The sequence below is a fragment of the Streptococcus infantis genome (assembly GCF_047464415.1).
Taxonomy (GTDB): domain Bacteria; phylum Bacillota; class Bacilli; order Lactobacillales; family Streptococcaceae; genus Streptococcus; species Streptococcus infantis_AE.
In genome coordinates, this window is record NZ_JASHBX010000006.1 from 49,322 (window position 1) to 65,399 (window position 16,078).

18 protein-coding genes are annotated in these 16,078 nt (G+C 41.0%); 15 read left to right on the top strand and 3 right to left on the bottom strand.

Going from position 1 to position 16,078, the window contains the following annotated elements:
* Positions 1 to 78: 78 nt before the first annotated feature.
* The 11 genes from QM460_RS04840 to groL all read left to right on the top strand — a co-directional run bounded on the left by QM460_RS04840 (position 79) and on the right by groL (position 9,635).
* Entirely contained in the window at positions 79 to 1,062 is a 984-nt protein-coding gene (locus QM460_RS04840) for a substrate-binding domain-containing protein (protein ID WP_414289402.1), read from the top strand.
* Positions 1,062 to 2,378: a sensor histidine kinase gene (locus tag QM460_RS04845; protein ID WP_414289403.1), complete on the top strand. Its 1,317-nt coding sequence runs from the start codon at positions 1,062 to 1,064 to the stop codon at positions 2,376 to 2,378. Before QM460_RS04840 ends, QM460_RS04845 begins: the two co-directional genes overlap by 1 nt.
* Before the next feature lie 6 nt (positions 2,379 to 2,384).
* Complete coding sequence (locus tag QM460_RS04850; protein WP_006147185.1) at positions 2,385 to 3,068, top strand: response regulator transcription factor; 684 nt, start codon at positions 2,385 to 2,387, stop codon at positions 3,066 to 3,068.
* On the top strand, positions 3,065 to 4,363 hold the full coding sequence (locus QM460_RS04855; RefSeq protein ID WP_414289404.1) for an ABC transporter substrate-binding protein: 1,299 nt from the start codon (positions 3,065 to 3,067) through the stop codon (positions 4,361 to 4,363). Before QM460_RS04850 ends, QM460_RS04855 begins: the two co-directional genes overlap by 4 nt.
* A 140-nt stretch (positions 4,364 to 4,503) precedes the next feature.
* Positions 4,504 to 4,941: a PTS sugar transporter subunit IIA gene (locus tag QM460_RS04860; RefSeq protein WP_000876218.1), complete on the top strand. Its 438-nt coding sequence runs from the start codon at positions 4,504 to 4,506 to the stop codon at positions 4,939 to 4,941.
* A gap of 14 nt (positions 4,942 to 4,955) precedes the next feature.
* The gene (locus QM460_RS04865; protein WP_000261775.1) at positions 4,956 to 5,450 is read left to right on the top strand and encodes a PTS system mannose/fructose/N-acetylgalactosamine-transporter subunit IIB; all 495 of its coding nucleotides are present in this window, start codon (positions 4,956 to 4,958) and stop codon (positions 5,448 to 5,450) included.
* 56 nt (positions 5,451 to 5,506) lie between these two features.
* Positions 5,507 to 6,349, top strand: a complete 843-nt coding sequence (locus tag QM460_RS04870; protein ID WP_006151610.1) for a PTS mannose/fructose/sorbose/N-acetylgalactosamine transporter subunit IIC — start codon at positions 5,507 to 5,509, stop codon at positions 6,347 to 6,349.
* Positions 6,333 to 7,187 (top strand): PTS system mannose/fructose/sorbose family transporter subunit IID, encoded by an 855-nt coding sequence (locus tag QM460_RS04875; RefSeq protein WP_033586897.1) that lies wholly within the window; start codon positions 6,333 to 6,335, stop codon positions 7,185 to 7,187. The genes QM460_RS04870 and QM460_RS04875 overlap by 17 nt, the downstream gene beginning before the upstream one ends.
* A gap of 99 nt (positions 7,188 to 7,286) precedes the next feature.
* On the top strand, positions 7,287 to 7,580 hold the full coding sequence (locus QM460_RS04880; RefSeq protein ID WP_414289405.1) for a DUF202 domain-containing protein: 294 nt from the start codon (positions 7,287 to 7,289) through the stop codon (positions 7,578 to 7,580).
* Positions 7,581 to 7,715: 135 nt separating this feature from the next.
* Complete coding sequence (groES, locus tag QM460_RS04885) at positions 7,716 to 8,000, top strand: co-chaperone GroES (protein WP_049527054.1); 285 nt, start codon at positions 7,716 to 7,718, stop codon at positions 7,998 to 8,000.
* Positions 8,001 to 8,015: 15 nt separating this feature from the next.
* Positions 8,016 to 9,635 (top strand): chaperonin GroEL, encoded by a 1,620-nt coding sequence (gene groL, locus QM460_RS04890; RefSeq protein ID WP_301559769.1) that lies wholly within the window; start codon positions 8,016 to 8,018, stop codon positions 9,633 to 9,635.
* 98 nt (positions 9,636 to 9,733) lie between these two features.
* Here the strand turns inward: groL and serS are convergent, their stop codons facing one another.
* The 3 genes from serS to QM460_RS04905 form a co-directional block, all read right to left on the bottom strand.
* Positions 9,734 to 11,008: a serine--tRNA ligase gene (serS, locus tag QM460_RS04895; RefSeq protein WP_414289406.1), complete on the bottom strand. Its 1,275-nt coding sequence runs from the start codon at positions 11,006 to 11,008 to the stop codon at positions 9,734 to 9,736.
* Between the two features lie 213 nt (positions 11,009 to 11,221).
* Positions 11,222 to 11,593, bottom strand: coding sequence for a DUF956 family protein (locus QM460_RS04900; RefSeq protein WP_049508922.1), 372 nt, complete (start codon positions 11,591 to 11,593; stop codon positions 11,222 to 11,224).
* Positions 11,594 to 11,595: 2 nt separating this feature from the next.
* On the bottom strand, positions 11,596 to 12,960 hold the full coding sequence (locus QM460_RS04905) for an aspartate kinase (protein ID WP_373094325.1): 1,365 nt from the start codon (positions 12,958 to 12,960) through the stop codon (positions 11,596 to 11,598).
* Between the two features lie 159 nt (positions 12,961 to 13,119).
* Here QM460_RS04905 and QM460_RS04910 point away from each other — a divergent pair, with 159 nt between their 5' ends.
* The 4 genes from QM460_RS04910 to QM460_RS04925 all read left to right on the top strand — a co-directional run bounded on the left by QM460_RS04910 (position 13,120) and on the right by QM460_RS04925 (position 16,076).
* Positions 13,120 to 13,680, top strand: a complete 561-nt coding sequence (locus QM460_RS04910) for a hypothetical protein (RefSeq protein ID WP_414289407.1) — start codon at positions 13,120 to 13,122, stop codon at positions 13,678 to 13,680.
* Positions 13,681 to 13,790: 110 nt separating this feature from the next.
* Positions 13,791 to 14,576, top strand: a complete 786-nt coding sequence (locus QM460_RS04915) for an enoyl-CoA hydratase (protein ID WP_414289408.1) — start codon at positions 13,791 to 13,793, stop codon at positions 14,574 to 14,576.
* 91 nt (positions 14,577 to 14,667) lie between these two features.
* A complete protein-coding gene (locus tag QM460_RS04920; RefSeq protein WP_000386343.1) occupies positions 14,668 to 15,102 on the top strand; it encodes a MarR family winged helix-turn-helix transcriptional regulator in 435 nt (144 codons plus the stop codon).
* Positions 15,102 to 16,076, top strand: a complete 975-nt coding sequence (locus QM460_RS04925) for a beta-ketoacyl-ACP synthase III (RefSeq protein WP_414289409.1) — start codon at positions 15,102 to 15,104, stop codon at positions 16,074 to 16,076. Before QM460_RS04920 ends, QM460_RS04925 begins: the two co-directional genes overlap by 1 nt.
* Positions 16,077 to 16,078: the final 2 nt, after the last annotated feature.

Below are 16,078 nucleotides of genomic sequence, written 5' to 3' on the forward strand. Positions count from 1 at the left end.
ATAAAATCAAGCACTTTTTTTGAAAAAGTAGTAGAATAAAGTAATATATATTCAAAATTTTCAGAAAAGGAATGAAATTTGAAGAAAAATAAAGAGAAAATAGAATTGTTGAAATGGCTGATAAAGCGTCTATTACTGCTGATTCCAGTGGTCTGTGTTCTCTTATGGCTTTTCGGCCGTTGTCAAACAAGTGGCATCAAGAATCAGACTAAAATTGGTGTCACCTATATGACCATGAACAATGGGTTCTATAAAAGTATTCATTCGGAAATTAGTCGAATTGCCGATGAAAGAGGAGCTCTTGTTTACGTCCGAGATCCAGAATTGGACGAAGAAAGACAGAGCCAACAGATTGATGATTTTTGTGCTCAAAAAGTTGATATGATAGTGATCAATCCGGTCAAGGGGGATAGCCAGTCAATTTTAACTGCTCTTGAAAAAGCTAGAAAACAAGGAATTAAAATCATTGCGGTCGATACCCAACTGAAGAATTTTAAGCCAGATGCAAGTATTGTATCCGATAACTACCAAGCGGGAGTATTGATTGCTAAAGAGTTGATGAAACGTTCTTCTAGTGCTCGGGTCCTCCTTTTGGAACATAAAGGGACTGTTTCAGCAGATACGCGGATTCAGGGGTTTAAAGACACTATAGAGGGGCACAGTTCTTATCAGATTGTATCGGAACTAGAAACCAAGGGGCAAACGGAAATCGCCATGCCGGCTGTCCAGAATTTTTTACAATCAGGGGTTGAAATTGATACCTTGGTTGCCTTAAATGACCGCTCAGCTATAGGTGCTCTGGCTGCAATTAAGGAGCAAGGAATAACTTACCCCATTGCGATTTATGGAATCGATGGTTCACCAGATATGAAATCTTTGTTGCACTCGACGGATGATGTTGTGGGAACCGTTGCTCAGTCTCCTTTGAAGATGGGAGACCGCGTGATGGAGGTCATTCAAGATATTGCTGAAGGGAAGAGCTATACCAAAGAGGTGAGCATTCCAGTTGAAATGATGACAAAGGAAAACATTGATCAGTTTGATGTGAATGGGTGGCAGTAATGAGAAAGTTTAGAGGTGTTCGATACAGTTTGGCCATTCTTATGGTCGTCAATTTTATCGCTGTTATGCTAAACAGTATCATCTATCTTCAAGCAACCAACTATATCATAGCTCAACGCCAAGCTTCTCTATTATTAGAGCGTCTAGAGCGTATTCCCTTTGCTCCATCTACGACTTTTTGGTTGTCTGCAGTTTTGTTTGCTGGGATTGCTTTGATATCGATGAGTCGATATCGGCCTCAAACGAGTCGATGGTCTATTTTTGATAAGAGGAATATTCTGGAGATTCTCCTGATGCTGCTTCTGATGTGGGTTCAAAATGTAGCTTATAACGGGCTCATTCTCTTGGTTTTTGCGGATATCTTCTATGGTTCCAAAGAGTTGAATACCAAGAGAGATCGGAAGTATTGGTTTGCCTTTATCCTAGTGAGCTTCTTGATGCTCCTTGTGACAAATTCAGATGTCTTTTCGCTTTTCTTCCCGATTCCGTCCTTAGATGTCTATATTCATTTTTATCCTGAATCTATCCGCATTCTGGCCTTTTTCTTAAAGAATTCCCTTTATGCCTCGAATATGGTACTCTTCATTATTTCACTTTTGTTTTATATTATGAACGTCCTTGCGGAAAACCACGAAGTAGAGGAAGAATTGGCCATGGTGTCCAAGGTTAATACGGAGTTGAACAATTATATGGCCTTGTCTGAGAAGATTGCAGAGGATCGGGAGCGTAAGCGGATTGCTCGCGAGATTCATGATACTCTGGGGCACGCACTAACAGGCATCTCAGCAGGTTTAGATGCTGTTGGGGTCTTGATTGATATCGATCCAAATCGAGCAAAAGAGCAGGTGAAAAACGTATCAGAAGTGGTCCGTGAAGGAATCCAAGATGTGAGAGGTTCTCTTAATCGTCTTCGTCCGGGAGCCCTTGAGGGACGAACTCTCAAAGACGCTTTAGAAAAGACCATCCGCGAGTATCAAATTCTTTCCAACTTACAAGTTGATCTAAACTATGAATGGATAGATGTCGATATGGATGTCATGATTGAAGATACAATCTTTCGTGTGATTCAAGAGTCTATGACCAATGCGGTTCGCCACGGTCATGCCAGCCAACTAAAACTCCATTTTTTTGAGGATAAAGAGAATTATTTGATCGCTTTGCAAGATAATGGAGTTGGGTTTGAAACCTTAACTTATGGTTATGGACTCAAACAGATGATGGAGCGTATTTCAATTCTAGGAGGCCAGCTTCAATTTGAAAGTCGCGATGGATTTTTCACACGTGTCAGTTTACCAAAATACAAAGAAGGGAGATAAGATATGGTGATAAAAGTAATGGTGGCAGATGACCAAGCCTTGATTCGAGAATCTTTGAAAATTATTTTGTCGGCTCACTCCGACATCGAAGTGGTAGCTACAGTGGAAGATGGGAATCATGTCTTGTCCAGCATTCCACAGACGCATCCGGATCTGATCCTGATGGATATTCGGATGCCAGGCATGGATGGGGTTTTGGCTACAAAAGAAGTAAAAGAACACTATCCGGATATCAAAATTATTATTTTAACAACTTTTGACGATGATGAATTTATCTATAGTGCACTCAAGTATGGTGCTTCAGGATATCTTTTAAAGGGAGCCTCGACAGAAGAACTCTATGAGGCTATTAAGGTGGTGCATCAGGGTGGAGCTATGATCAACCCAAATATCGCTAGCAAGGTCTTTCAGATATTCTCTCAAATGGCCAAATCGAATTTCTCTATTGCTGTGGATGAGGACAACGTCAAGGATTTGAGTACGACAGAATGGCGAATTATTCAAGAAGTCGGCTATGGCGAGTCAAACAAAGAAATTGCGGCCAAACTTTTCTTATCAGAAGGAACTGTGCGCAATTACTTATCAACGATTTTGGCGAAATTAAATCTAAGAGATCGAACGCAATTAGCAATTTGGTCAGTTCAAACAGGAGTGACTAGACGCGATTTTTCAAAAGGAAATACGGAATGAAATTAAACCGAAAGCATCTTTGTTGGGGAATCGTTCTCCTTTTTGTGGTCTCTGTGAGTACTGGTTTTTATTGGTGGAAACAACAACCGATCGTGCTCCATATAGGAGTTTATGCAGGATCTAGTTGGGATGTACCGACCAGTCAACGCTCCCATGCTTTGGATCTTGCGATTCAAAAATTTGAAAAGTCCAATCCTAATGTCCGTGTGGAATATGAAAATGGGATTCCACAGTCGGATTATTCAGACTGGCTCTCAGAAAAGATTGTTTCAGGAAAGACGCCGGATGTGTTTATGGTCTCTGAGCAAGATCTGTCCTTATTGGCGGCGCGTGGCGTTCTAGAAAAGTTAAATGGCTATATGAATCAAGAAGACCAAGCTGCTTTTTATCCTGTTGCATTTGAATCAGGTGTCTATCAGGGGCAATCCTATGCCTTACCTTATGAAAGTAATCCTATTTTGATGTGTGTTAATAAAGATTTGCTGGACAAAGAAGGCATTGAGGTTCCCAAGGAAGGTTGGAGCTTGGAAGAGTTCCATACAATTTGTAAAAAACTAACCAAAGATACCAATGGAGATGGTCAATTGGATCAGTTTGGGAGTACAGAATATACCTGGAAAGAAGCTTTGGCAGCAAATGGGGGTAGTCTCTTTCAAGGAGGGATGCTCAAACTTACGGCTCCAGAAGTCAAAGAGTCTTTGACTTTTTTACAAAAATTGGAAGAGTTGAATAAGAACTATAAGGTGAGTTCCAAAGATTTTGACCAGGGGAAAGTCGCTTTTTATCCCATGACTTTGGCTCAATATAGAACCTATAAACCTTATCCTTACCATGTTTCAAAATATTCAAATTTCACCTGGACCTGTATCCCTATGCCTGCTAAGTCAAAAACTACCAAGGCGACTTTGGTTACGACGACTTCTTTTGCCATGTCTGCTCGGACTCCTCATTCCAAGTTAGCTTGGGAATTGATGCAAGTGTTGACAGAAGATCCAGAAATTCAACAACTCCTCTTTGCTCAATCTCAAGGGATTTCCGTTATGCCACAGGTGGTCCAAAGTCAATCTAGTAAAGATCTTCTACAGGTAGATGATTTTGGCACGGATTCCTTGACCAATCAGACCTTGAATCGTATCATGGAACAAGCTGTTGAAAGTAGTCCCAAGAATGTCTCTAAAGAAATGTTGGAAAAGCTGGACTACTTGATTGGCAATGCTTTGCGCGATCAAGATGTCGAGAACCGCTTGCCTCAAATTCAGAGGGAAATTGAAAGTAGTCTTCAGGTAGGAGTTTAAAGAAAAATAAGATGACATTGTGTCAAGTGACAGATGTCATTTTTTTGTTGCTAAATGTCATGTTTATCATGTGACATTTGACAATGTAAAAGCGCTTCCAAATATTCTACAATAGAGTCAAATAAAGGAGGTGTAGAAAAATGAAATATCTCATTTTAGTCAGTCATGGTGGATTAGCAGAAGGACTAAAAACATCGCTAGCTATGTTTGCTGGTGACAAGATAAATCAGGTCATCGCAGTTGGACTCAAAGAAGGAAAATCGGTCGATGACTTTGCAGTTGATTTTAGAGAGAGCATTTCAGAATTGACAGCAGATGATTCTGTGCTGGTCTTGGCAGACATTGTAGGTGGTAGTCCATTAACCACGGCAGCCACTGTCCTAGAAGAAGCTGGAAAGCTAGATGGAGCTTTAATTCTTGGTGGGATGAACCTGACCATGGCCCTGACAGCAGTTGTGATGAAGGATGTGTTGGATGGAGACGATTTGTCAGCAACTATCTTATCAGAAGCACAATCTGCACTACAACCTTTTGAAGTTTCAGCCACTAGTGCTGAAGAAGATGATGACGATATTTAATAGGGAGGTACCTTATGGTAGTAACATTTGTACGGATTGATGACCGCATGATTCACGGTCAAACAGTCACACGCTGGGCAAAAGAAAAACCATGTGATGGTTTGATTGCCGTAAACGATGCAGCAGCATCAAACAAGGTTTTGATCCAAGCTTACAAAGGCGCATCAGACAAGAAAACCTTTGTATGGACAAAAGAAGCCTTTAAAGAAAAGTCAGCAAAAGTAACGGAATCTGACAGTCGGTACTTCTTGATTACCAAAAACCCAATCGATATGAAGGAAATTTTGGTGGATCAAGGTTTTGTCCCAGGAGATGTTAAAGAAATCATCGTTGGCCCTGCAAATGATCGTCCTGGTGCAGTGAAATTGGGCAATAACCAATCCATCACCCAGGAAGAAGCAGAAGCCTTTCAGGCAATTCAGGCAGCAGGTTACAAGGTTAAATTCCAATTGTTGCCGGATGTTTCAATTGGTTACTGGGATGATTTCAAATCTAAATTTGGTTTTTAAACCTAACAGTTTTATTAGTTAGGTAAATAAATTTACAAACATAAGGAGCGTTTGTTATGACAATTTCATGGATTCAAGCAATCTTGCTTGCTGTTTTCGCCAGCTTGTCTTCAATGCCTGGTATGGGAGGTTCCAGTATCGGGAACTATACACTCGGTCGTCCCTTGATCGGTGGGTTGATTTCAGGTTTAATTCTTGGAGATGTGACAACCGGTATTATGGTCGGGGTTGCCCTTCAAGTTGTTTATATCGCCTTGGTAACACCTGGTGGAACCGTATCTGCCGATGTTCGTGCCATCTCTTATATCGGTGTTCCTCTTGCTATCTTGTTTGTGCATGCAAATCACATCACAGACGAAGCTGGAATTGCAGCAGCTGCAGCCCCAATCGGTGCAGCAGTTGGGACAATCGGTACTGTTCTTTTCTACGGTACAGCTACAATGAACTTGCTTTGGCAACACATTGGTTGGAAAGCCGTTGAAGAAGGAAACTTCAAAAAACTCTACGCAGTTGACTGGGTTTATCCTTGGATTTCTCACTTCCTCTTCTCTTTCCTTCCAACTATGATTATCACTAAATATGGTGAAAACATGGTTGATTTGATGAAACTTTACCTTCCTATGGATGGTTTCTGGATGAAAGCTCTCTTTACAGTCGGAGCTCTTCTCCCATGTGTCGGTATTGCTATCTTGTTGAAACAAATTGTTACAAAAGCAACTGACTTCATTCCATTCTTTGTTGGATTTACCTTGGCTAAATCTCTCGGCTTGAACTTGGTAGCTAGTGCGGTTGTTTCATTGATCTTTGCAGTAATCTACTATGAACTTGAAGTAATCAAATCTATGAAAGCTGCTCCAGCTGGGGTTGTTTACGTAGACGATGATGAGGAGGATATTTAAAATGGCTGATAGAAAGAAAATTTCAAAGAAAACATTAGCAAAAGCATTTCATCATTGGTATTATGGTCATTTGACTTGTTTCTCTCAAGAACACATGCAAACCTTTGGGTACTTGACTTCTATGCTTCCAATCGTAGAAGAAATGTATGATACAAAAGAAGAACAAAAAGATGCTATGCAAACCTATACTGCCTTCTTCAATACTGAACCACAACTTGGCTCTCTCGTTGTAGGGATTACAGCTGGTTTGGAAGAAGCGCGCGCAAACGGAGATGCAGTGGATGGTGAAACCATAAATGGTATGCGTGCCGGTTTGATGGGTCCAATCGCTGGTATCGGTGACTCTTTGGTCGTTGGGACCTTGATTCCAGTTCTTTTGGGGATTGCCCTCGGTCTCTCTAAAGGTGGTAACATCGCTGGTGCTATCTTCTACATCGTCGTATGGAACCTCTTAGTATACTTTGGTATGCGCTTTGCCTTCTTCAAAGGATATCAATTGGGGGATAAAGCAGTTGAATTCCTAGTAGGACCAAAAGGACAAGCCCTTCGTAAAGCAATTAGCGTTGTCGGTGGTATGGTTATCGGTGCGGTAGCAGCAACTTGGGTATCTGTTACAACAGCCCTTCAATTCGAGAATTCTGAAGGAAAAGTCTTCTTAAATATCCAAGAAAAGATTGATGGTGTTTATCCAGGTCTCTTGACAGCAACTTTCATCACTATTTGCTGGTGGTTAATGTCTAAGAAAAAAGTTTCACCAAACAAAGTAATGTTGCTTCTAGTTGTTGTCGCTTTGGTCGGTGTTGCTCTAGGTATCTTTGACCCACATCTTAATTACTAAGCTCAAGAAAAGCACATATTTAGTAGAAAATTTTGAGAATGAAGTAGACTAACCTCCTTCTCTTGTCCTTCATTCTCAATTTTTGTCAGGAGAATCCTCATGGTTACAAAACAAGAACTTGTTAATGGATATGAAACAGAAATTAAGTATCAACGTCATATGATTGAAAATCTTGGCCGTTGGTTTAGCTTACTCTTTATCATTGCCAGTATAGGTATGGTCTTAATTTATCTCTTTCATAAAAGCTTCCTCCCAATCTTAATTTTAGGAATTTTACTTGCCTTGGTTGGAATATTGGGAATGGTGGTTTTTGGATATGGTATCTATCGAGGACGGATCAATCTCCAAAAAGTCGTCGATGATTTTAATCGAAAGTTAATAATTCTAAAGTGATCTTTAAGGAACATCTCATTCATTTTGAGGTGTTTTTTTCTTGACTATTTCTGACTAAGTGATACAATAGAACTATGGTTTAGCACTCGTTCGTAAAGAGTGCTAATAATATGATTATGTTATGGAGGAAAACAGATGTTGAAACCATTAGGGGACCGTGTGGTCTTGAAAATTGAAGAGAAAGAACAAACAGTCGGAGGCTTTGTCCTCGCAAAATCAGCCCAAGAAGAAACGAAAACAGCTACAGTAGTGGCTACTGGACAAGGTGTTCGCACCTTGAGTGGTGAACTAGTCGCTCCAAGTGTAAAAGTTGGAGATCAAGTTTTAGTCGAAGCTCATGCAGGTATCGAGGTCAAAGATGGTGACGAAAAATATGTCATCGTGGGTGAAGCCAACATCTTAGCAATCGTTGAAGAATAATAGGAGGAAGTAAGTATGTCAAAAGAGATTAAATTTTCATCTGATGCACGTTCAGCAATGGTCCGTGGTGTTGATATCCTAGCTGATACTGTTAAAGTAACCTTGGGACCTAAAGGCCGTAACGTCGTTCTTGAAAAATCATTCGGTTCACCATTGATTACCAATGACGGTGTAACCATCGCTAAAGAAATCGAACTAGAAGACCATTTTGAAAATATGGGTGCCAAATTGGTGTCAGAAGTGGCTTCTAAAACCAATGATATTGCTGGTGACGGGACAACTACTGCAACAGTTTTGACCCAAGCTATTGTTCGTGAAGGGATCAAAAACGTTACGGCTGGCGCAAACCCAATCGGTATCCGTCGTGGGATTGAAGCAGCAGTTGCAACTGCTGTAGAAGCCTTGAAGAACAATGCCATTCCAGTATCAAGCAAGGAAGCTATTGCACAAGTCGCTGCCGTATCCTCTCGTTCTGAAAAAGTAGGTGAGTACATCTCTGAAGCCATGGAAAAAGTTGGTAAAGATGGAGTTATCACTATTGAAGAATCACGTGGTATGGAAACAGAGCTTGAAGTTGTAGAAGGAATGCAATTCGATCGTGGTTATCTATCACAGTACATGGTCACTGACAATGAAAAAATGGTTGCAGACCTTGAAAATCCATACATTTTAATCACTGATAAGAAAATCTCAAATATCCAAGAAATTTTGCCACTTCTAGAAAGTATTCTTCAAAGTAGCCGTCCGCTCTTGATTATTGCAGATGACGTTGACGGTGAAGCTCTGCCAACTCTTGTTTTGAACAAGATCCGTGGAACCTTCAACGTAGTTGCTGTTAAGGCACCAGGATTTGGTGACCGACGCAAGGCTATGTTGGAAGACATCGCAATTTTGACAGGCGGAACTGTTATCACAGAAGATCTTGGTCTTGAATTGAAAGATGCTACTATCGAAGCACTTGGTCAAGCAGCTAAAGTGTCTGTTGATAAAGATAGTACAGTCATTGTAGAAGGTGCAGGTAATCCTGAAGCAATTGCTAACCGTGTTGCTGTCATCAAATCACAAATTGAAACAACAACATCAGAATTTGACCGTGAAAAACTCCAAGAACGCTTGGCTAAGTTGTCAGGTGGGGTAGCAGTTATCAAGGTCGGAGCTGCGACTGAAACAGAATTGAAAGAAATGAAACTCCGTATCGAGGATGCCCTTAACGCGACTCGCGCAGCTGTTGAAGAAGGAATCGTTGCAGGTGGTGGTACTGCCCTTGTTAATGTTATCTCTGCTGTTGCTGCCTTGGAGTTAGAAGGTGATGAAGCAACAGGACGTAACATTGTTCTTCGTGCCTTGGAAGAACCTGTACGTCAAATCGCCTACAATGCAGGTTATGAAGGTTCAATCGTAATTGATCGTTTGAAAAATGCAGAAGCTGGTACAGGCTTCAATGCTGCAACAGGTGAATGGGTCAACATGATTGAAGCAGGAATTATCGATCCTGTTAAGGTTAGCCGTTCAGCCCTTCAGAACGCAGCTTCAGTAGCAAGCTTGATTCTAACGACAGAAGCAGTCGTAGCTAACAAACCAGAACCAGCTGCACCAGCGCCAGCTATGGATCCATCTATGATGGGTGGCTACTAAGAAATAAATAAAAACAGGTAGAATGAAAGATTTCTACCTGTTTCTTTTGAATTACTCAAAAAGAGGAAGCTCAGCCTCCTCTTTTTACATCTATTTAATTATGGTTTGATAACTTCAGCTCCACCCATGTATGGACGAAGAACTTCTGGAATGGTCACAGAACGATCTTCGTTTTGATAGTTTTCAAGGATAGCAGCGACTGTACGTCCAACAGCAAGTCCAGAACCATTCAAAGTATGAAGAAGTTTAACCTTACCATCGGCTTCATCACGGTAACGGATTTGGGCACGACGAGCTTGGAAATCTTCTGTATTTGAACAGCTTGAGATTTCACGGTAGGTATTTTGTGCAGGGATCCATACTTCCAAGTCATAAGTCTTAGCAGCTGAGAAGCCCATGTCTCCTGTAGAAAGAGCAACTACGCGATATGGAAGGTTGAGTTTTTGAAGGATGTTTTCAGCGTTGGCTGTCATCTTTTCTAGTTCTTCGTATGACTCTTCAGGTTTGGCAAATTTCACCATTTCAACCTTGTGGAATTGGTGCAAACGAATCAAACCACGAGTATCACGACCAGCTGAACCAGCTTCAGAACGGAATGATGGGCTCATAGCAGTAAAGTAGATTGGCAAGTCTTTTCCATCAAGAATTTCATCACGGTAGTAGTTGGTCAGAGGAACTTCAGCTGTAGGAATGAGGACGTAGTTCGTATCTTTCAATTCAAATGTATCTTCTTTGAATTTTGGATATTGACCAGTACCGAACATAGAATCATGGTTAACCATGTAAGGTGTGATGACTTCAGTGTAACCTTCTTTTCCATGCTCATCCAACATAAAGTTGTAGATAGCACGTTCCAAACGAGCCCCAAGTCCTTTATAGAAGAGGAAGCGCGCTCCAGTTACTTTTCCACCACGTTCCCAGTCAAGAATACCAAGATCTTCACCTAGATCCCAGTGAGCTTTTGGTTCAAAGTCGAACTCGCGAGGAGTTCCCCAACGGCGAACTTCTACGTTATCATCTTCGTCTGCACCGATAGGCACGCTATCAGCTGGGATATTTGGAAGTGTAGTAGTAAATTCAGTCAATTTCGCATCGATTTCTGCCAATTCAGCATCAAGAGCTTTTACCTCGGCAGAGAGGGTTTGCATAGCAGCAATCTTATCATCTGCATTTTCCTTGTTACGTTTAGCTTGAGCAATTTCAGCAGAAACCGTGTTACGCTCAGCCTTAAGGGTTTCAACCTTCACCAAGATGTCACGACGTTTAGCATCGATTTCTTTCATCTCGTTCAAGATAGCAGCATCTACACCACGTGTAGCTAGTTTTTCAGCGACAGCATCAAAGTCTGTACGAATACGTTTGATATCTAACATATAAACTCCTTTATGAAAAAAGCACACCTGACAAAGCGTTGGAGTGGCAGGGCCACGGTTCCATCCAACTTCACAGGTGTGCACTTGATTCTGTATTTGATTTAAAACAACGGTAGAATTTCAATTAAATCTTCTATCTGCTCGCAGCATCCGCAGACTTTCTGAAAGAAGGAAGTAACCTACTTATCCGTTGCTATGATTATACTAAACTTTCTATTTTTTTGCAAATAGATTTTTAATTTTTCGACCAATGATTTGAACTAAGGTAGGAAGTTTGACTACCTTGTCATTTCCCAATTTTTCACGAGCAATCTTAAGAATTTTTCCAGAGTCTTTTGAGGCGAAGAGAAATTTTCCTTGATCTGTAAAGATTTCAAAATGACGACTAACCTTGCGGCCTGAAACATTGGCTCCGATTTGATTAATGCTGGACCATGGGATTTGAATATAGTCCTCGACATTACGATCTGCGTAAAATTCTAAAGCATGATCTCCGACCAGAAATTTTCCAACCTTTCCTGTAATGGAGAGATAGGAAGTTCCAGTTGTTTGCAAGTCGACGACCTTGTTGAGGGATTGTGCCATGTTTAGTCTTCCTTATTTTCACCGAAAAATGCTTGGTAGAGAGCTTTAAGAGCGGCTTTTTCTTGGTCTTTATGGACAACAAACATGATAGAAACTTCACTAGAGCCTTGTGACATCATTTGGATGTTGATGTTGTTCTCAGATAGGGCACGAGTGGCTGTAGCAGTTACCCCGATATGACGCTTCATTTTTTCCCCAACAATCATAATGATAGAGAGGTCGTGTTCGATTTCAGCGTGGTCTACCTCTGCTTTTTGGACTAATTGACGAAGGATTTCTTCTTCCTTGATTGGAGTCAATTCTCGTGAACGTAAGATGATAGACAGGTCATCGATACCAGTTGGCATGTGTTCCCAACCAATATTAAGGTCCTCAAGAATCTGAAGAACTTTACGACCAAAACCGATTTCGCGGTTCATCAAATACTTAGACATATTAATGCTGACAAAGCCAGAATCTCCAGCAATACCAACAACTGGGAATTTGTCGCTGCTATGTTGTAGTACGATACGAGTTCCTGGATGGTCAGGGTTATTGGTGTTCTTGATAACCAAAGGAATTTTCCCACGGTAGGCTGGTAGAAGTGCTTCATCGTGTAGTACAGAGAATCCAGCATAGGCCAATTCACGCATTTCACGGTAGGTCAATTCAGGGATAGAGTGTGGCTTATGGATAATACCAGGGTGAGCTGCAAAGATTCCGTCTACATCAGTAAAGTTTTCATAGAGGTCAGCCTTGACACCAGCAGCGATGATGGAACCAGTAATATCTGATCCCCCACGTGAGAAGGTACAAATTTGATCTTCTTTCGTAACACCGAAGAAACCAGGGATAACAAGAACTTCAGTTGAATTTGTCAATTCCTCGATTTTATCGTAACTTGATGGGATGATACGTGCATTTCCAGGTTCGCTCGTAACAACGATACCAGCTTCTCTAGGATGAACATAACGCGCCTCCAAGCCATTTTGGTTAAAGTAGGCTGCAATCAATTTGGCATTGTTATTTTCTCCAGCTGCTAGAAAGGTATCATAGAGAAACTTATTATCTTCAATTGGAAGAGTAGCTAGAGAGCGAATGCTTTTTGAAATTTTGTCTAAAACGGCTGGTTTAAGACCTAATTCGCTAACCATAGCAGCATAGCGATCAATAATCCAGTTTTGGCTTTTGCTAATATCATTTCCAGCTACATAGTCGCGGTAGTATTTAATCAAGGCATCTGTCACCTTGGTATCTTCAGAATTGCGTTTACCAGGTGCAGATACAACCACAAAACGACGTTCTGGATCACTTTTGACAATATTTAAAACTTTTTCTAACTGACTAGCAGAGGCAAGCGAGCTTCCACCAAATTTAACAACCTTCATAAGAACTCCTAAAGTAAGTATTTTATACGATTATAGCAGAAAGAGGGGCTTTTTTCAATCTGGAAAATGTCCTATATAATTGTTTGAAAGACTCATCAGGAAAGCTTATAATAAAGGTGTAGGAGGAAAGACTCTTCTAATGAAAGGAGTTGGGGGAAGATGATTAAAAGAGTAGTTTGTTTAATCTTACTAGTCCTTACCTTCGTGATGATTCCTACAAATATCGGAGCAAGTTCTCAACCTCTTCCCAGTGGTCGTTTGACCGGAGAAGAATTAGCGATGGAATATGCTCAGGAAGGTCAGATTTCAGTTGAGAGGGCTAAAATTATCTTATCTATCGGCTTGTCAGATAGTAAGGCAAGGACTTATCGAATTCTCTCTGAAAAGCTTATCGTCAATCCTGACTATGAAGCTAGAGTCAAGTTTTATTGTCGAACAGATGAAAGTGGACAATTTAGAGGAATCACGAAACTCTTAGCTACAAGTCTGGTCACCAAGGACGGGGATAAGGAAGCTCCTTTTGCAGGAAATCTTTTTGCCTACCTAGAAGATCCAAATCGTGTTTTTTACATGGTTTCAGGAGAATTCCACCATAAGGGATCAAACCAAGAGCAGCTTTATCAGAGAGAAGGAGGACGAATGCTTGAAGTGATTTATGATTTCATGGATGATACAAGTACTGGTTTTCCTGTATTTTTAGAGACCAAACTAAGATTTTAAAATCGGCCGAGACACTTTCGGTCGATTTTTCTCTTGTTTAAAAAGCCGGAAAAAGATATAATTTGAAAATAAAATAATTTATTCTTCGTTGTAAATTAAAAGGAGTGCCTATGGATCATATTCTCTATCAAGTTCAAGACGATTTAGCGATACTAACTTTAAATCGTCCTGAGGTGGCCAATGGTTTTCATATTCCTATGTGTCAAGAAATTCTAGAAGCATTGGAATTGGCTGAAAAAGATGCTTCGGTTTCGTTTATTCTCATTAATGCTGCCGGCAAAGTCTTCTCTGTTGGGGGCGATCTAGTAGAAATGAAACGTGCTGTCGAAGAGGATGATATTGCCTCCCTCACCCAAATCGCGGAGTTGGTAAATACGATTTCCTATAAGATTAAACAAATTCCTAAACCAGTCATTATGGAGGTGGATGGAGCAGTTGCTGGGGCAGCGGCTAATATGGCTTTGGCGGTTGATTTCTGTATTGCTTCTGACAAAGCTAAATTCATCCAGGCCTTTGTAGGTGTGGGCTTGGCTCCAGACGCGGGAGGTTTATTCTTGCTTACACGATCACTTGGTGCGACTCGGGCAACGCAATTAGCTATGACGGGTGAAGCTTTCACAGCAGAAAAAGCACTGGAAGCTGGAGCTGTCTATCGTCTTTGTGCTAGTGATCAATTAGAAAAGACAAGAGAGCAACTATTGAAGAAGTTGAGACGAGGTTCTTCCAACTCCTATGCTGCTGTTAAGAAGTTAGTCTGGGAGAGCGAATTTAAGCAGTGGCACGAGTACGCACAGCTAGAATTGGAATTGCAAAAATCTCTATCTTATACGGAAGATTTCAAAGAAGGTGTTCGTGCACATTCTGAGAGAAGACGTCCAAAATTTATCGGAAAATAAAAAAATACTTGCACAATTCTTTGAAGTTTGATATACTTTTTTTGTCAAATGTTTTGATAGTTAAACTTTTTTGATAAGGGAGGGAAGAGAATTGGACTACCAACGGATCAATGACTATTTAACATCTATTTTTAATAACGTCCTGGTGATTGAGGAAGTAAGTTTGCGAGGTAGTCGTTTCAAGGACATCTCTATCAAGGAAATGCACACGATTGATGTGATTGGTAAGTTTCCAGATGTGACACCAAGTCAAGTGTCCAAAGAGTTGATGGTAACTCTAGGAACAGTGACAACTAGCTTGAACAACTTGGAACGAAAAGGTTACATCGAACGCTTACGTTCAGATCAGGATCGTCGTGTAGTACATCTGCATTTGACCAAGAAAGGTCGACTCGTACATCGTCTCCATAAACGTTTCCACAAGGCCATGGTCGAGAGAATTATCGAAGGCATGAGCCCAGAGGAAATGGATGTCATGAGTAAAGGTTTGACCAATCTTTATCAATTTTTGGAGGATTTGAAATAATGGCTTTTGCAAAAATAAGCCAGGTTGCTCATTATGTACCAGAGCAGATTATCACAAATGAGGATTTAGCTCAGGTTATGGATACGAGTGATGAATGGATTTCAAGTCGAACTGGGATTAAGGAACGTCGCATTTCTAAGACAGAATCAACAGGAGATTTGGCAACGGCAGTTGCAAAACAACTCCTAGAGAAGTCAGGGATTTCTGCTGAAGAGTTGGATTTTATCATTCTAGCTACGATGACACCTGACTCGATGATGCCTTCAACAGCCGCTCGTGTTCAGGCTAAAATCGGCGCTCACAAGGTTTTTGCCTATGACTTAACAGCTGCCTGTAGTGGCTTTGTCTTTGCCCTATCAACTGCAGAGAAGTTTATCTCTTCAGGAGTTTATCGTAAGGGGCTAGTTATCGGTAGTGAAACCATGTCAAAAGCTTTAGACTGGTCGGATCGCTCAACAGCTGTCCTATTTGGAGATGGAGCTGGGGGCATCTTGTTAGAAGCAAGCGAAGAGCCACATTTCCTAGCGGAGAGTCTCAATAGCGATGGTTCGCGTAGTGAGTGTTTGACCTTTGGACAGACTGGTTTAACTTCACCATTTTCAAATCAAGAAAAGCCTGATGCTTTCTTGAGAATGGATGGCCGAGCAGTTTTTGATTTTGCGATTCGAGATGTTGCTAAGTCTATAAAAAATACCATAGAAGAGAGTCCTCTGTCGGCAGAAGAACTAGATTATCTCTTGCTTCATCAAGCTAATATCCGCATTCTAGATAAGATGGCTAGAAAGATCGGTGTAGATCGAGACAAGCTTCCTGCCAATATGACCAAGTATGGAAATACCAGTGCGGCAAGTATTCCGATCCTACTTTCAGAGTGTGTAGAGGAAGGGCTCATTCGTTTGGATGGTAGCCAAAAAATTCTCTTGTCAGGCTTCGGTGGAGGTTTGACATGGGGCACGCTTATTGTTACAATTTAGGT